This window comes from Roseibium salinum (assembly GCF_026240905.1).
In the GTDB taxonomy this organism is placed as follows: Bacteria; Pseudomonadota; Alphaproteobacteria; order Rhizobiales; family Stappiaceae; genus Roseibium; species Roseibium salinum.
The window spans coordinates 1,074,197-1,090,613 of record NZ_JAPEVI010000003.1 but is presented as its reverse complement, the minus strand read 5'-3'; the positions used below and the strand labels follow the sequence as shown (position 1 = coordinate 1,090,613).

The 16,417-nt window shown below is 56.6% G+C and carries 17 protein-coding genes, 1 tRNA gene and 1 pseudogene; 5 read left to right on the top strand and 14 right to left on the bottom strand.

All coding sequences use genetic code 11. The features are described 5' to 3' along the window. The first annotated feature begins 34 nt into the window (after positions 1 to 34). Positions 35 to 1,192: a hypothetical protein gene (locus ON753_RS09620; protein WP_265962308.1), complete on the top strand. Its 1,158-nt coding sequence runs from the start codon at positions 35 to 37 to the stop codon at positions 1,190 to 1,192. Positions 1,193 to 1,262: 70 nt separating this feature from the next. Here ON753_RS09620 and ON753_RS09615 read toward each other — a convergent pair whose 3' ends face one another. From ON753_RS09615 to ON753_RS09605, 3 genes are all read right to left on the bottom strand, one after another. Then, positions 1,263 to 2,006, bottom strand: coding sequence for a cytochrome c biogenesis CcdA family protein (locus ON753_RS09615; RefSeq protein ID WP_265962307.1), 744 nt, complete (start codon positions 2,004 to 2,006; stop codon positions 1,263 to 1,265). A gap of 129 nt (positions 2,007 to 2,135) precedes the next feature. After that, positions 2,136 to 3,284 carry a TAXI family TRAP transporter solute-binding subunit gene (locus ON753_RS09610; RefSeq protein WP_265962306.1) on the bottom strand — a complete coding sequence of 383 codons (1,149 nt, stop codon included), beginning with the start codon at positions 3,282 to 3,284 and terminating at the stop codon, positions 2,136 to 2,138. Positions 3,285 to 3,471: 187 nt separating this feature from the next. Beyond that, positions 3,472 to 3,765, bottom strand: coding sequence for a hypothetical protein (locus ON753_RS09605; protein WP_265962305.1), 294 nt, complete (start codon positions 3,763 to 3,765; stop codon positions 3,472 to 3,474). Between the two features lie 371 nt (positions 3,766 to 4,136). Here ON753_RS09605 and ON753_RS09600 point away from each other — a divergent pair. The 3 genes from ON753_RS09600 to ON753_RS09590 all read left to right on the top strand — a co-directional run bounded on the left by ON753_RS09600 (position 4,137) and on the right by ON753_RS09590 (position 6,094). Continuing rightward, positions 4,137 to 4,212: transfer RNA gene (locus ON753_RS09600), tRNA-Lys, on the top strand. A 98-nt stretch (positions 4,213 to 4,310) separates the two neighbouring features. Then, positions 4,311 to 5,564 (top strand): site-specific integrase, encoded by a 1,254-nt coding sequence (locus tag ON753_RS09595; RefSeq protein WP_265962304.1) that lies wholly within the window; start codon positions 4,311 to 4,313, stop codon positions 5,562 to 5,564. Positions 5,565 to 5,701: 137 nt separating this feature from the next. Further along, entirely contained in the window at positions 5,702 to 6,094 is a 393-nt protein-coding gene (locus ON753_RS09590; RefSeq protein ID WP_265962303.1) for a type II toxin-antitoxin system HicB family antitoxin, read from the top strand. A 375-nt stretch (positions 6,095 to 6,469) separates the two neighbouring features. On the opposite strand, the gene ON753_RS09585 is transcribed toward ON753_RS09590, so the two are convergent. From ON753_RS09585 to ON753_RS09565, 5 genes and pseudogenes are all read right to left on the bottom strand, one after another. Beyond that, positions 6,470 to 7,561, bottom strand: coding sequence for a DUF262 domain-containing protein (locus ON753_RS09585; protein WP_265962302.1), 1,092 nt, complete (start codon positions 7,559 to 7,561; stop codon positions 6,470 to 6,472). Then, positions 7,561 to 8,295 (bottom strand): FRG domain-containing protein, encoded by a 735-nt coding sequence (locus ON753_RS09580; RefSeq protein ID WP_265962301.1) that lies wholly within the window; start codon positions 8,293 to 8,295, stop codon positions 7,561 to 7,563. Before ON753_RS09580 ends, ON753_RS09585 begins: the two co-directional genes overlap by 1 nt. A gap of 215 nt (positions 8,296 to 8,510) precedes the next feature. Next, positions 8,511 to 8,709, bottom strand: a pseudogene (locus tag ON753_RS09575) (IS630 family transposase); the annotation flags it as partial. Positions 8,710 to 9,502: 793 nt separating this feature from the next. Further along, positions 9,503 to 10,003, bottom strand: a complete 501-nt coding sequence (locus ON753_RS09570) for a DUF4760 domain-containing protein (protein WP_265962300.1) — start codon at positions 10,001 to 10,003, stop codon at positions 9,503 to 9,505. A gap of 268 nt (positions 10,004 to 10,271) precedes the next feature. Continuing rightward, on the bottom strand, positions 10,272 to 10,556 hold the full coding sequence (locus tag ON753_RS09565; protein ID WP_265962299.1) for a hypothetical protein: 285 nt from the start codon (positions 10,554 to 10,556) through the stop codon (positions 10,272 to 10,274). Positions 10,557 to 10,715: 159 nt separating this feature from the next. On the opposite strand from ON753_RS09565, the gene ON753_RS09560 reads away from it, so the two are divergent. Continuing rightward, positions 10,716 to 10,970 carry a hypothetical protein gene (locus tag ON753_RS09560; protein ID WP_265962298.1) on the top strand — a complete coding sequence of 85 codons (255 nt, stop codon included), beginning with the start codon at positions 10,716 to 10,718 and terminating at the stop codon, positions 10,968 to 10,970. Between the two features lie 29 nt (positions 10,971 to 10,999). On the opposite strand, the gene ON753_RS09555 is transcribed toward ON753_RS09560, so the two are convergent. From ON753_RS09555 to ON753_RS09530, 6 genes are all read right to left on the bottom strand, one after another. Continuing rightward, entirely contained in the window at positions 11,000 to 11,467 is a 468-nt protein-coding gene (locus ON753_RS09555; RefSeq protein ID WP_265962297.1) for an inadl protein, read from the bottom strand. An 80-nt stretch (positions 11,468 to 11,547) separates the two neighbouring features. After that, complete coding sequence (locus ON753_RS09550; protein ID WP_265962296.1) at positions 11,548 to 12,273, bottom strand: peptidoglycan-binding protein; 726 nt, start codon at positions 12,271 to 12,273, stop codon at positions 11,548 to 11,550. Between the two features lie 76 nt (positions 12,274 to 12,349). Continuing rightward, positions 12,350 to 13,366 (bottom strand): phage late control D family protein, encoded by a 1,017-nt coding sequence (locus ON753_RS09545; RefSeq protein WP_265962295.1) that lies wholly within the window; start codon positions 13,364 to 13,366, stop codon positions 12,350 to 12,352. 4 nt (positions 13,367 to 13,370) lie between these two features. Continuing rightward, entirely contained in the window at positions 13,371 to 13,586 is a 216-nt protein-coding gene (locus tag ON753_RS09540; RefSeq protein WP_265962294.1) for a tail protein X, read from the bottom strand. Positions 13,587 to 13,588: 2 nt separating this feature from the next. Continuing rightward, positions 13,589 to 14,017 carry a phage tail protein gene (locus ON753_RS09535; RefSeq protein ID WP_265962293.1) on the bottom strand — a complete coding sequence of 143 codons (429 nt, stop codon included), beginning with the start codon at positions 14,015 to 14,017 and terminating at the stop codon, positions 13,589 to 13,591. A 23-nt stretch (positions 14,018 to 14,040) separates the two neighbouring features. After that, complete coding sequence (locus ON753_RS09530) at positions 14,041 to 16,410, bottom strand: phage tail tape measure protein (protein ID WP_265962292.1); 2,370 nt, start codon at positions 16,408 to 16,410, stop codon at positions 14,041 to 14,043. Between the last annotated feature and the right edge of the window lie 7 nt (positions 16,411 to 16,417).

The following is a 16,417-nucleotide window of genomic DNA, read 5'->3' as shown; positions in this document are numbered from 1 at the left end:
CATCAGATTCGCATTCGGAGTCGGGAAAAGGCGCTTGTTGGAGCCGCAGCCTAAAAAGACCTTCCGGGAAATCGTCCGGGACACCTTCACGCCCTCGCGTGTCGGTCTGTTGTCGTGGGCTTTTGCGGCCGTCATCATGGGCACGGTCGGGCTCGCCTCCTATCAGTTCGGCAGCCGGTCAGTTATGCATTCCCCGTCCCGGCTGGCGATTCCCGGTCTGCCTCTGCCATCCGGCGGCGATGTGACGACCACGGCGTCCATCGGTTCTGCCAGCAAATCCTTGCCGGTCGAAATCATGCAGATGCCGCGGTCCGGCAACACGGCGTCCGATAGCGAACTCACCGGAAGCCAGATCGAGGTTCTCCAGCGCGAGATCATCGGCCTGCGCCGCCGGCTGAGCGCCCTGTCCGAACAGAATCTGACCTATTCGCGCCGTATCGCCGCTCTTGAAGAGCAGGTAGCTGCCGCCGGGCTCGCCGGCAACGCCGGTAGCGGCCCTGCTGAAGCAAAGCCCGCGCTGGAGCCGGAGCCCGGCGTTATCATTACCGAGCCGGCGCCCGAAGCCGCAGAGCAAAAGACGAAGGCGCCGGCGCCACCTGTTCCTGTCTCCAAAATGGCGCCCTCGGGCGACGTCCCAACGGACAGCAAACCGGAAATTCCTGCCCCCGGCCACAACGCCCAGACCCAGGCGCAGGAGCCGGTCCGGATTGTGGAACTGCCCGATCCGGATGGTGAACCTTTGGCGACGGGCTCCATTCCTCCCCAGGGAAGCGGAGCTGACCAGGATCCCGAGGCCTTTGCCGCGACGCGGACGAGCACGACCTCAAAGCCGACGATGATCGCCCCCTCCGATGCAGTGGGGCGGCTGCACGGAAGCAGCGGGGAAAATCAGCTGAAGCGCAGCGATTTCGGCGCGGTGATCGGCCGCTACAGCACATCCGCGGCGGCTGCAAAAGCCTGGGCGGATTTCAAGGAACAGAACGAAGAACGCATGGGCGATCTCCGGCCGCTGCTGTTGCAAAGAACGGCGCCCGAAGGCGGGATCGCGCTGATGGTCGGCCCATTCGGAAATGCCGCCGATGCATCTCTTGCCTGTCTGCAGCTTCTCGATGTCACTGAGCTCTGCCATCCCGCGATCTATGCGGGCGACCCGCTGGTTTCAGCGGCCAGGTTCCGGGATTCGGCTTTCTGAGATTTCGGAGATTGCCTTCGGCGGCTTTGGCGGGACTCCCGGTTCGATGAGAGACGCTCCTCAAGACGCGTCAGCCCACCGTCTGCAGCACCGGGAATGTCTCCAGAAGCCAGTAGGACAGGACGGCCATCTGTCCCGTCAGGAACATGATGCCGGTCAGCACGAGCACGCCGCCCATCGCTTTTTCCACGGTTCCCATGTGCCCGCGAAACCGCTTCATGAACTTCAGGAACGGCGCGGCAAAAAGCGCTGCCAGCAGAAAGGGAACGCCGAGACCAAGGGCATATGCGCTCAACAGCAAGGCCCCCTGCCCGACTGTGTCCTTGGCACCGGCGACGAACAGGATTGCAGCCAGGATCGGCCCGACGCATGGGGTCCAGCCGAACCCGAACGCCAGTCCGATGACATAGGCCCCGATCGGTCCGGCCGGTTTCTTTTCAACATGCACCCGGGCCTCCCGATAGAGAATCCCGATCCGGAAAACGCCCAGAAAATGCAGGCCCATCACGATAATCGCCGCACCGGCGATGTAGCCGAGATAGTCCAGATAGTGGCGGATGAACTGACCGAAAAAGCTCGCCGTCGCTCCAAGAAGGACAAACACCGTCGAAAAGCCGAGCACGAAAGCCAGGGCGCTGAAGAACACGCGCCGTGAAGCCGCCCGCCCGTCGCTGCTGTCCTGTCCCGCAAGCTGCTCCAGCGAGACGCCCGCCAGAAAGCCGAGATACGGCGGAACCAACGGCAGGACACAAGGGGAGATGAAGGAAAGAATTCCAGCCAGCACGGCGCCGATAATTGTCACATCCTGAATCATTTGGTTCCCGGCATTGGTAAGCGATATTTCCCGGCTGCCCGGGATGTCAGAACTCTGATTAGTCCGATCAAGACCCTTCGCAAAAACAATTGCCGCTCACCTTTTGGCGAGCGGTCACTGGCCTCGCGATTATTGGGCCTGACTGTTAGCAGGTAAAAGGCCCTGTTCCTGGAAAAACTTCAATGCGCCAGGATGTAGCGGCGCGGGCATTCGATCGGAAACGATGCCGTCCAGCGTCAGCCGGTTGAGGGCCGGGTCCAGGCGTTTGAAACTTTCGAAATGCTCCACCACCGCCTCAACCAGCGTATAGGCGATCGTCTCCGGCATATTTGCCGAGGTCACGATCGTGGCAACAACGCCGAAGGAGGCGACCGGGTCCCGAAAGCCGTACAGCTCCGCGGGTATGGCCGCGTTCACGTAATACGGTGCTTCCCGCAGCAATGCGTCCACCGCCTTGCTTTCAATGCCGATCAGCCGGATTGCGCACTGTGCCTGCGTTTCCTCGATCAGGCTTGCGGGATGGCCGATAAGTTCAAAATAAGCGTCGATCTCACCGGTGCACAGGGCATCCGCCAACTCTGATGTCTTGAGATATGACACATGCTGCAGATCCTTTGTCTCCCAGCCCAGTCGGCTTATCAGCGCCTCCCAGGATGCTTGCGAACCGGATCCCTTGCCGCCGACATTGACCTTCGCGGATTTCAGGCCATCAAATTCGAGGAAGGCGGAATCTGCCCTCACGACAATCGTCGCGACTTCCGAATGCAAGGACGCGACCGAGCGAAGCTGTTCGAACGGTCCATCCTCCTCAAACGCCGACGTGCCGTGATACGCATGATGCTGCCAGTCGGACTGAACGAAGCCGAAATCCAGTATGGCCGAGCGGATTTGTTCGATGTTTGCAACCGATCCAAGCGTCGCTTCCGCCGAACAACGAACGCCGTGGCGCGCCCGCTCCTTGTTCACCATCTGGCACACCGCACGGCCGGACGGATAATAGACGCCCGTAACGCCGCCTGTTCCGATCGTGATGAAGACCTGCTCCTGAGCATGCCCTGCGGTCTGGACGAACGGGAAAGCGCATAGCAAGGCGGCCATGCAACCAAGGACCCTGAGCGCAAACCTGCCGCGCGAATATGAAATGTTCCGATGAGACCGATTGATGCCGTTGAACATGCGCCTGGACAAGCCCCTACCCCCTCTGTCACCTGACACAGTATTTGGCAGGATAGACATGCCGTCGCAACGTTTTCCACAGCGACCGGCATTCAGGTTCACTCACCTGTATGCAGGTCCGGCGGTCGCACGCAGCGCGGCATGCGCCACAGGCAGCGCCCGACAGGACTTGTGCCCGGCTGGTCGCTCCCGAGAATCCGGGAATCAAAAAAGGCGCCAACGCGCCTCACAATCGATCTTCGGTCAGGATATGTTCCGGCCTGCTCCGGCCGGTCATATCCAGGTATTTTCAGCTGTTCCGGCCGCCATTGATGACTTCAAAAAGCTTGCCGTTCAGCTCCTCTTCATCCTCGCCGTTCCGCAAACCCTGCCGCCACTGATCCAGGATCAGCCGCAGTCCCAGGGTTTCGCGATTGTGCGGAAGATCGCCGATGAAAGATGCGAAAAAGGCATCCAGGTGATCCCGGTCGATCAGGCCTTGGTCTATCAACCCGTGAATCAGGGTCATCGTCGCAGCGATATGTCCCTTCACGAAATCGAACTCCACGGAGTTCGTTTCAGTGTCCATCGTCGTAGTGTGCATGTAACCTCTCATGTGCCGGATAACGTTACCCCACAAAGCTTTTCCGCGCTACCTGACAGTTTTTGCAGGAGAATAGACCCTAATTTCTTAAAAATGAACATAGTAAATTAGCACCGTAAAAATATTTTGGGCTGTTCTTTGGATTATTACCATCCGGTATTCTATTCAATGGCACAATACTAGATAAATCTCGGTGCGATCAGGTTGAAAATTTGTGATTTCAAAGCCAACACTTCGAAAATGCTGTTTCCCCGGGCCTGTTGAAAAAATCCAAATTGCCTCTTGCAATGTCCTCTATGTCGGCCTAAACACACGCCACCAACGCGATGGCGCAGCAATCAAGGCGCTCATCTGCACCGGAAATTTGGTGAGAGCCGATAGCTCAGCTGGTAGAGCAACTGACTTTTAATCAGTAGGTCCAGGGTTCGAGCCCCTGTCGGCTCACCAAAAATTCCAGAAAAAACAATCCCTTGCATGACACTTGGAACCCAGAGATTGACACTCTCAACGATTTGGGTTCCGTATTGGGTTCCGGAGGATCTGCCTTGGAAACCCTGAAGATGACTGATCGCTGGCTTCAGTCCCTGAGGCCGGCCGACACCCGACAAGAATTTGCTGACAGTCTATCTCCAGGTCTTCGGTTGCGCGTTGGCTCGCGATCAATGGCGTGGTCCGTCCTGGTCAGAGGCCCGGAAGGAAGGAAAAGAATAGCCCTCGGCAAGTATCCAGCAATGGGGCTCAAGGAAGCGCGCCAGCGAGCCGCAGACGCAGCCGATGAAGCTCGCTCGACGCAGCCAAAAGGGGCACCCGAACACGACCATAGGGTCGGCACAGTGCGTGACCTGTTCAGCTTCGTAATCGGCCAGATGCGCGCCGAGAAAGTTGCGACCGCAGACGAATACGAGAACTACCTAATCAAACGGGAAGACAGTGCGCTCAACGTCATTGGTCTCGACGATGAAGGAAACGATATTCCCGCAAACAGCGTGACGCCCGACGACGTGACCAGGTGGCTGAGGAAGTTCCACGAGGCCGGCGCTCTGACCGGACACCCGCGCGCCTATCTGTCCGCCGCCTTTAGCCGTGGCCTATCGGCCGATTATGACCCGACCAATCCGAACCCGAACATACGCTTCAACTTAACCGCTAATCCGGTTACGCATGTCGGCGGCAAAATGAAAGGCAAGGCGCGCGATCGGACGTTGTCCATGCAGGAGCTGATCGATTTCTGGCACGGCTATCACGGCCGTGGAGTCAGCCCCCAAATGAAACTGACCTTCCGACTCATTATAAGTATGGGCGGTGTACGCATTTCCGAAATCGTCCGCAGTCAGAAGAGTTGGTACCAGGAACGACCGCTGGGGCGCTGGATAGCTTTGCCGAAAACCAAAAACAATCACCCGCACGACCTTCCTTTGACCAGGATGGCGGAAGCTGTCTATGAAGCGGCAATGTTGATCTCAGATGCTGGCAGCCCATACCTGTTCCCCAAAAGCCATCAGCCGGACGAGCCGCAGACCCTGAACAGCATTAGTCAGGCAGCCCGAAAGTGGTGTGCCAGGCAAAAGGCCGAGCCCTTTCAACCCCGGGACCTTCGCCGGACCATCAAAACGCTACTGATCGATCGGAATCCAAATCTGAACCGAGATTGGATCGACGTCTGGCACAATCACGGCCGGGCTGCAGACGTCGCGCGCAAACATTATGACCGGGCCGAATACCTGACGGTCAAACGCGCAGTTGCCGAAGCGATCGATGATCTTCTGTCCGACGTTGAGGGGCGCATCGCAGCCTTTTAATGCGCATTATGTTTCGCACCAAGATTGTCATTCATACAAGTATGCGCATATAAATACGCCCACCTTGGGGCATGGTAGATGGAAACAAGCAGCCGCAAGATCAAAAAAAGCTGGATGGGCATTAAAGGAGGGAAAATATGCGTAACTATATCGCGCTTGCTCATCAAGATGGGGACAGCTCTTATGGTGTTCAGTTCCCGGATGTACCGGGCTGCTTTTCTTCCGCGGACGATCTCGATCAACTCGTAAATAACGCTTCTGAAGCTCTTGCTCTGCACCTCGAAGGCGAAGCCCTTCCGCCTTCCCGCTCGTTGACTGATATTCGCCTAAACGAATACGTGGCGAAAGAACTCGCGGATGGCGCGTTCCTGATCGCCGTGCCGCTCATCACACTCACAGGCCGAACCGTGAAAGCGAATATCACGATGGATGCCGGGCTACTGGACGCCGTAGATCAGACTGCAAAGACCCGCGGTTTGACACGTTCCGCGTATTTGGCTGACCTTGCCCGCCGCGATATCATGTTCTGAGACGTCGTCGCACCTCTTCTAACGTACAGGGGAAAGGTGAATTTGCCCCAAAAGGATGTGGACTGGTCGTTTGCTTCGGTCCTCGGGGGCTTTTGTCCGCCTGACAGCATCCGAAACTCTTCACGTAAGCAGACTTGCGGCTTACAGCAACCGGGGGTAGCCAGACGTCCACCCAAAGTGTTCAACTTGGCCCTCCCAGCCCTAAGCTGACCGTCGGTCCCGCCATAACTAACTAACCGGCCCTCAGCACATTGCGTACGTTAATGAAAGGTCCTTCGACCAGAAACAGGTCAAGCGCACTTGTCGTGCTTTAACGCGGAGCGACCGATTGAAGTCTGATTGCATAGACAAGTGCGTCGGGTGACATGACATACCTTACGCCGCTATTAATGGGTCGAGCGAAACCTTGAAGTGATTGCAGATTATAGAATACCGCTCTTTAATGCTGCTCGCGTCATTGGTGCCTTGTTGGTTCAGTCGGTCAAACTCAAGAAGATCAAAACTGGCCTTTTCGTAGTCAGAGGCGGCGATTTCACGATTCTCGGCCAGGGATTTTCTGAAGGCTACTAATCCAGGGCGGTCCACCCGACCCAATTCACCAAATCTCTTGGCGCTTCTGAATAGGAGATAGTAAACCGTCTGAATACCCTGCGCCAATAACAGATCATCTTTTCTGGCGAAGACTGAGGTCATGACATCGAGAGTGGAAACCACATTCTCTTTCAAAAACTGAACTTTCTGCTCGTTCCCAGTTCTAAGTCTTCTCGCCAAGCCGTCGAGATACTCTCTTTTTGTATCAATGAGAGATCCGCGATCTTCAAGGGATTCCTCCAAAAGTAGAAGTCGAGCTGCTACTTCACGGTGCTTGTAGCGCGCGTCGTTAAACTTCACGCAATCCGTAAAGTAACAATGCCGAGATACCTCGTTGATTGCGGCGACCAAATCGCCTCCTATCGCATTCCGTTTCTCGGCGGCGTTCAGCGGAACCGCCTCATTGAGCCTGGAAAACATATCCTCGATTAGATCAATATCATCTTCTGTCACGGAGACTAGAACAACTGGAAGCACAAATGAATCAAACTTAATTCTGATTTTTGGGTATTTCTTTGCAATATCCTCGTATGTGAACCCGCCCATAGCTACATCGTTATCTCTCTGATACTCAAAGTCTTCAGAAAGCGTGAATTCTCCGTCCATAAAAGACCAAATTGTCTCAAGACGTTGTCGACCATCGATGACCGAATACCTCTTACCGCCCTCGCTCACCTCCCCTTCGCCCAAGTCGTGAAAATATAGCTTTGGTATATCATAGTCGTTAAGGATAGAATCGATCAGTAGGCGACGTTTATTTAAGGTCCAGACTCCACCGCTTCTTTGGTATTCGGGGTCAAGCTTTATCTCATCTCTCTCCGCGTAAAGAAGCATGATGGTTGCGTTTTTTAGCGTAGAAGTCTGAACATAAGCCATTACACAATTTCCTTAAGTGTTTCGCTAATGCTTGCGATTTCCGGAAAAAGGCTCAGTTTGTTAATTCCGAGGAGGAAGAGCTCCTCGCGTAACACCCCCTTGGCGTCTGCCGGAATTACAAACTTCTTGCATTGCGCGCCTGTTCCGACGTCCTCAATAGGAGTTCGGTCGTTGTGGTGTATGGTAAATGTTCCTAACTGCGCCTGAATTCTTGGGTTGTTTCTAGTGGCAATTGTCGCAATTGGGAAAAGCTGCATCCTCTTATCAATTCGGACCCGCTCAGTCGAATAGCTTTGAACCTCATCATCATCAAATGAGGGGATGTAGTCCGGCTCATCCTTGTCATTTATGTGTGCATGGGTATTCAACTTATTCGGGCGCAGCGTCCACAGAGCGGCATCGTCATCCTGATGGCTTTTGTCTACAGAAAAGTACAATGCAACCAATGGATTCTCACTCCAGTCCAAGAGGCGCGTTGGCATACCATAGTGTTGCATTAAGAAGATCCAGTCGAATGAACTGTTAGGTTTTGTCACGGTGAGTAAGGCTGCACTCTGCTTGAACCTTGCCAGTAAGCTAGCCTCAGACATTTTGTTCTCCTGGCGGAAGAAGCCAGGCAAGAGTGGCCAGCTTGCCTTCGATTGACCGCGGTACCATACCGCCCCTTCTTCGCGGTCTCTCTCTGCTCGAATCGCTTCAATCAACTCTCCGACGGATGAAATTGAATCAGACAAAAGAAACGCCCCCCAGCGATTTTGAATAGGCCTACAGAAAAATACTATTTATAAAGTCGATCATCGTGTGAAGCGATGTCAATAGTCCAACCGTAGAATTGTCTCGGAGCTGACTGCTTTGTCGGTGCAGCGGACCATTGTGCAGAACTTGGCGAATTGTTCCTATCTGCGGACTTTATACCAGTTCCAATTGATCAGAACCCATGTGCCCGTTTCCGGTTCGAGAGCCAGTTTTCGCGCATGAATTGCCAGATGTTCTCGACCGGTTTGACCTCGGGGCCTTGGGGCCAAAGGCAGGATCGTGATGTTGTCCGGCACCTGAAACTTTCCGGTCATGTGCCTGGCGGCCCGGTCCATCATCAAGGTTCCGGGGGCGACCGGGGCTGCGACTTCATCGAGGTGCTGCATTATGGCGGCATTGGAACGGGTGACCTACATCCCTTTGCCTGCCCTGCCAGACCGCGTAGCGTTCCGGCGTCAAAATTTTTGCGGAGTGAAGTGCGACCACCCATGCCCCCCTGTTTCCCATCGTGAATCATGATTTGCCCTAAGACGAAAGCCCGACTGTAAGTCACCGAGAAATGGGGGGGGGGGTATAACAGTCATCAGATCCGCCAAGATGAAACGAGTCGATGACGTGGAAATCTGGTGACGGACCGCACCACTCGCGTGCTCAGCGCGATCCGTCATGTTCAGTATTCACCACATTTTTCTGAAAAGCCGCTTTCGCTATCTGATCTTTAGTCGGCTCCACCATTTGAATCCGAATTGACCCAGCGTGCACAGACTCGCGGCTACGGTGATAATAGTAGCGATTTCAGAAAACAGATCCATAAGGCCCGCTCCTCAAACATGGTTTTGATGACCAGTGCTCGGACAGAATCCGAAATGCAGACGAGGAGCTGCTTTCTCCTCAAGAGCATGCACTGAGCTTGCACTCGAAGATAGGGAAAATAGTAAAGCTGAAGAACGCTAGTATAGCGATAGAAAAGGCACCGAATACAGGTGCTTGAAAGCTAGGATAACTCGAGCAATACCAAATTAGCACCATTATGCGTGCTTTTTCAAGGCACGAGTCCGTTTTTCCCCGACTCGAACCGCAATACCGCACAGCTGACCAATGTAAGAATTACACTCAGACCGTATTCTTCGTATGCTCGTCCTTGCGATGTGGCGATGCCATTTGACAAACATCGGCAGGTGTCACTCACTTCGCCTTTTTTGCCGCCTTTGCTGCAAGTTCCCATTCATTAGCTATTTTATCATTATTTAAAAACTTCCTGAGCCAATAAATATATTTGCTGATTTTATTCCAATCTCCTATGTATTCTGATCGCCAATATCTATAAAATAACCTCCTCTCTACTCGAGAGGTATTTAGCTGCAGCGCGATTAGTTCATTTTCATTTAGGTAGGCATGCAGTACCATTGCATCTTCAAATTTCAATTTTTCGAATTCACATGCTCCAAATTGTTCGTTCTCTGCGAAAATCTTTGAAACTTGATTTCTTAAATTTGTGGAATCATTCGTATTCATTCTGTCCAAAAGGCCGAATGCCCGATCTCTCTTTTCGCTGTACACTTTGATCGATGCTGTGATCACGAAAGCTGGTAGAGGGACAAGAAACGCGAATACTGTCGCTAAGTATGCGAATGTCTCGATAAAATCTTTATGAGACAACAAATAGCTGTGAATATAATCAAGCATTAATCTCAATCACCTTATCCGATTTCCTTTGAAACTCTACCACGGAAGTTAATTTTGGCTTTTAATCATCCATTCGGAGTGAAGTTGCGCTTTACTGACCGGAGGAATGTGACAGCGTTGCTGACCCTGGTGACGGCCAACTTAACCTTTATCTTTCCATGTTCGATCCGCAATTGTTTTCCTGATCAATGCGTAGGTTTACCACTGCATGGCCTTCGTGCAATTCTATTATTACTATTTCAGGCATGAATCGTCGTCGTAACTGTTCCTAGTTTCCCCATATTCCGCGCCACACTTCCATCAGATCCTTCGCAAATGCCTTCGGGTCGCGGCTGGCGCGGATGATGAAGACCGCGAGATTTCTGCCGGTCATGGCAAGAATGCCGGCCATACCGAAGGCCCAGCTTTCCGACAAACCCAGTTGCTCACGCATCGGTTCACCGAAGACGAGCGCGAGAATGAACCCGACGAAAAATGTCATGAGCCTGTCGCGCGTCGAAAGATCCTTCGGCAGTGCCGCCCCGATCGCCGCAAACGCTGCGATGACAGCCATCTTTGACAGCGGCAAGTCCCAAAACCAATCAGAAAGCTGTCTCATTCGCAGCTGTGCTCCCGTTCCATTTCGAGGACCAGGTCAAGCGACCTGGCGAGACTTTCGGAGATGTGGTCCGGATCGTCTTCCGACCATTTGATCCTTGCGAGGGCCGCGCAAATGTCGCCGACCTCTTTGGCCTCCGGCGCCGAGACGGATGCCAACACGCCGGAAATTACGTTACCGCCGCCCTGCGTGCTGGCGCAGGCGGTCGCGGACAGCATCAAGAGAGCGCTGAGCAGTCGTTTTCTGAGCACGATCGATCGCCTTTCGGGATTTCAGTTGCGCTTTCAGGATGGCGTTCTGCTTGACCGTTCGGTCATGGCGCCACTGGCGGAACAGCTCGCCGGCAATGCCGGCAAGCCAATCGACTAGAATGGCCTTCAAAGCCGCAAGCAGCGTGCTCATGCAGCCCGGCCGGCAATGTCACCGTCAAGGTCCAGGTCGAGACCGAGCCGTGCTTCGAGCATGTCGACCAGCCGTGCGGGGCTGATATCGAAATAGTCGAGCGCGCCGGGGACGGAGGCCTGCGCATAGTCGATCGCATGCTTCACGACTTCGTTTCGGACGTCGACGGTCAAGGTTTGCTCCTGCAGCGCCGTCAGCACTTTCGATTTGCCGTACTGGAGCGCCTGGAACAGGGCGTCGTCGATCCTGCTCTTCAGCTGATCGTCCAACTCAAGCCCGGTGCGCTCCCGCAGCGCGTCGATGCCCTTGCGGACGAGCCAGAGGGCAACGGCAGAAAGACCGGTCAGAACGAGTTCCAGGACGTTGCCCGTCAGGATCGTAAGGTCGACAGTGGTGTCGGCCGCATAAGCCGCGGTCGGGAGAATGCACAGCGCCATCAGCGCCGCAAATGCGAAGCGGATCATAATCAGATCTCCGATTGTCAGGGTGAGGAAGAAGCGGCTTTCGAAACGCCCGGGCCGCTCGGCCGGATCTTGTTCGCCGGTTAGAGGCGAGCCGCTTGGACGTGCATCCAGTCGAAATTGCGGGCGCGGCCGAGCGAAACCCAGCCTTCGGCCTCCCATGCCCGCCAGAACGGAATTGCATCGTCGAGCGACAGACGCGCCTGCGGCCGTTTCCACGACAGTTGATTGCGCAAAGGATCGAAGTCGATCGCGATGGAGAAGGCATGCATGGACAGACGACTGCCGCCCCGCATCCGTCGAATGTTCAGCGAACCGCCGAAGAGATCCAGACCGAGATCCTTGATCTCTTTGTCCGAGTAGAGCCCGCGAACCTTGTGAAACACCCGCTCGGCGGAAGCCGCGGCCTTGGCGTTCACGGTAATCCGGCGAACGGTCACGTCCTTGTCCCAGGCAAGCCGCATGTTCCAGGGCACCTCAACGCGGGCCAGGTTGGTTCCGGGTGCACCGAAGAATGACATGGCATCTTTCTGCCGGGGCCAAACGGAGCGCCGACCGTCCTCCGGTTCGTCCTTGTCACGATCCGGAATGAAGCCGCTCACCTCGGCCGGAACCCGTGAACTCGGTTGCCTGAGAGCGGTCACCGTTGCTTCGTCGGCGCGGCTGGTTTCCGCCAGCCCTTTTGCCCGCTGGAAAGCCCGCAGGGCGTGCAACGTCTTCGGGCCGATAATGCCGTCGATCTCGCCGCACGCGAAACCATGCGCAGTCAGACGGCTTTGCAGCCACTGTTCAAAGGTCAATTTGCTCACGTCACCCTCCTCGTCGTTGGGCATGAAAAAACCCGCCGAAGTGGCGGGTTGGTTGAAAGCTCTGATCTGATGTCGCTTAGCGGCTGTCGCTGCCGGCGCCGTCCTGCGGCTGTTGCAGCTCCAGCGAAGTTGTCGCGCCGCCTGACCGGCTGGCGGAATGCATGACGGAAACGATCCGATAGGTGCCGTCGACGCCTGGCCGGGTGCCGCTCAATTGAAACAGTGCCTCGACCTGTGCTTCCGGCATCAGATCCAGTTTAACCCGCCCGGTCCCGCCTTCGCGTTCTATCTGCTGTTTGCGCGCCTCGGCGATGTCCCTGGCCTGCCTTTCATCGTACGCGACATGACGGACAACGTTCACCGCTTCGGACCGCTCCCCGGCCGCCCCGCTTTCGGTCTTGTGGGTCTTCGGCTCGCCTTTCTTACGATCGAAATAGGGCACCTCGACCGACTTGAAGACGGACCTGGTCGAAACCGGCTCGATGTCCCATGAAATCAGATTGCCGCTGCTGTCGCCGGTGAAGAAACCCTTGATCAGCGGCAGCCCGAAATCCTGGCCGTGCTTTGCCAGGACCGCCAGCGGTCCCCGCAACTTGAAGGTTCCGCCGAGTTCACGGGCAAGCTTTTCACCGACATGGAGGAAACTCTCGCCATCTGCAGCGATATAGTCGCGCGCGATATTAGCGAGAGCGGGATCGATCTTCATATCGAACCCTGCCCGCTTAGCGACTTTCGTGAGGAAATCGCCGATCGTCCCATCGTCCAGATGCAGGCGCTGCGGTTCCTTGGCCTTTCCCTGCACATCGAAACCCTTGGCAGAAACCGACAATCCCCGTCCGGCCGATCGCGAGCCCGACGACTTTACACTGTCAATCACTCCGGAGAAGACCTGCACCCCGTTGAGACGCACCACGATACTGCTGCCGGGTTGCGGCAACCGGATCCTGCCGCCCGTATCGTCAAGCACCAGACTGGAACTGTCCGACGATGCCCCGGCCTTGTCGGTCACAGTGATCGTTTCCAGATACGGCGCCATTTCCGACGACATATCCTGTCCGCCAACTGAGACGGCCCATCTGGTTTTCCATGCCATGTGATTATCCGAACAGTGTCACGACTTCACGGGTCGCGGTTTGCTCACTCGGCAGATCCGGTAGGGTGACAACGGCGCCAACCGGCAGGAAGGGGCCGCGCAGGTCCGGATTGAGCGCCATGGTCTCTTCGACCAGAGCTTGACCGCGGACGCCGTACTTGCGCCAAAGGATTAGGTCGAGCGTCAGATTATCGCCCACGACATTTATTGCTTGCGGCATGATCATCTCAGGGCGTCGAAGAGTTGCAGAAGATACGAAACCACCTGGTTGCCGGCCTCGCGCTGCGGCGGAACCTTTTTCAGCGTGATACTGTGACGCACGACGTAACCAACGCCATCCCGAAGCAGCTCCTGGTGCGTCTCCCGAATATCGGTAATCGCAAAGGTTCCAAGCCTCCGGCCGTCACCCCGCATCACCGGCAACGCCGCGCCTTGCCGCATGTGCTCATGCAATGCTTCCAGCTCGGTCAGCCCGCCGATCTTCGAGGGGAGGATCTGCCCGCGCAGATATAGCTTGTCGTCCCCCTCCCCCATGAACTCCGCACCCTTCAACCCGTTGAGCAAAGGTTTGGTGGCGATGTCGGCCGACGCTGTGCGCGTCACGCCGTCGACCGAAAACGGGAACGTGTCGATTTCAATGGCGCCAATCATGTAGAGCATTCAAGCAACCCCGCTTACGCTATGGTCCATTCCGTGTCGGCCTGGATGCCCTCCAGTTCCGATCGGATCTCGTCGCCGAGCTGCCGCGCGATCTCTCGGGCGTTTGACGCTTCCTTGATGATGATATCGCCAAAGGAAATGCTGACCTGTCCGCGAGATGCCTCCGCAGCGTCGCTTCCGGTGAGAATGCGCCGCGTGGCCTGTGCACTGTGAATGAACCCGTCACGATCTGGCGTGAACAGTTCACTGCCTTTTTCAGCCACTTGATAGGTCCGGCCGCCAACCACCGGTCCGCCGGCAGCCCGGGCACCATCGAGCGCTGCTTTCGCGGGCGCGGGAGCGCCGCCGCCAAGCCAACCAGGCATTGACGGCCACCTGAAGATATTGGACAGGTCGATCTTGCCGATGGCATCGACCACTCGTTCCGGGATCGAGCGAAGGAATTCCCAAAGCTGGCTGAACGCGTCAATGATTGCGTCGACCAACGCCTGACCGGCCCTGCGACCCGCGTCCCTGAACCCTGCCTCTGCCTTTGCCGAATAATCCTCTTGGGTGAAGATGTCGGAGATCCAGCTTCCTATCCGGGCCGGCAGCGCCAGGACAGCATCGACGATGGCGTCGAGCGTGCCGAAAATCAGCGCCTTCGCCGTATCCAGGCCGGCCCGGATCGGCGCTTCTTCAATACCGAGGATGGCGCCGATATCGACCAGTCGGTCGGCAGCCCAGCCCGACAACTTGGATGTAAGCTCGCTGACAAAGCCGGTGATGGCCGTCATGGCAGCAGAAAGGCCGGCGCCGACAGCATCAGCAAAGCCGAGCGTGAATTCCCGGATCGGCTCCCAATAGCGATAGATCGCAATCCCCAGGGCGGCCACTGCGGCGATCACGGCCGCGATCGGCCAAGAAATCCCGAGGATCGCGCCTCCGATCGCGGCTGCGGCCCCTTTGATTACGCCAACGGCGGCAGTCGCTGCGGTTGCCAGAATGCCGAAGATCGTTCCACCTCCACCCACGGCCGCGAGCATGCCGGCTGCAAAAACCGCGACACGAAGGCGTTTCATCGCAGATGTGATCAGCCCCGCGCCGCGGGCGATTACGATCGCAGTATCCAGAACACCGCCTTTCAGGAAGAGGAACGCATACCGGCTGGCGATCGCCACGATATTGAGCGCTACAAGAGCGGCAGTCGTGCCGACTACGGCCGCGGTCACCTCCGGATAGGCGGCAGCCAGATCCGCCACGGAGGTGATCATCGGCATGATCGTTTCCATGATCTCCGTCAGTGCCGGCAGGAGAGCGTTTCCGATGACGATTGCAATTTCCGTCATGCGGTTCTGAAAGCTTTGCAGCTTCGCATCGAACGTCTGAGACCGGACCTCGAATTCCTTTTGAGCCGATCCGAGATATTTGGTCTCGTCCGTCACCTGGCCGAGTGAATTGGTCAGGAGCTTCGCGTTCTCGATCAGCGGCATGACCGCCCGCGCCTCATCACCGAACAAGTCGGTAATCGTCGCGGCCTGCACTTCCTTCGGCAGTGCCCGGATCCTCGCAATGACATCCTGCAGCGTGCCAACGGCATCCTTCTGCAGCCGGCTTGCAACGTCCGTCGCCGAAAGGCCGAGCTTCTTATAGGCAAGGTGCTGGCGCTTGGACGCTGAGTCCCCGCGCGCCAACGTCTTGGCGACGTTCCGGAACGAGGTCGCGGCGACATCCGCCTGCGCGCCGGCCGCAACCATTGCCGAACCGATGGCGGCCGTCTCCCGTGCCGAGAAGCCCATTGCCGTGCCGGCACTGCCGACACGCCTCATGAAGTTGAGTAGATCCGACGCGGACGACGCAGAGGTGTTGGAAAGATGGTTGAGAACGTCGGCCAGTTCGGACGTCTGTTCAACGGTAAGACCGAGCGCCGTCTTGATCTTGGCGAGGCTTTCGCCCGTCTCCGCCGCGGTCAGATCAAACGCAACCCCGACTTTTGCGGCAATCTGGGCAAACTCCAGAAGCTCGTCGCCCGCCATCCCTGCCTGGCCGGCCGCCGCGACGATCTCGCCGATGCCGCTCGCCGCAACCGGGATCTCCCGGCTCAACGCCAGAATACTGGTGCTCATCTTCTGAAGGCCGTCCGGCGTGTCGAAATCGACCACCTTGTTGACATCCGCCATGACGGACTGGAATTCGCGGGCGGCATTGACCGGCGAAGCAATCGCCTTGGCGAGGGCGTATCCAACACCGACAGCGTCCAGCATCCGGCCGCGCGCCGCATCCATGGCGCGGGCATTCGCCTCGGCCCGCAGACGCATTTGCGCAAGGCTCTTGTTGACGACGCGGGCGGGTCGCGAGACCCGGTCGAGTAGCGAGACAATGAGTTGAGACGTGAGGGTTGCCACGGGACCA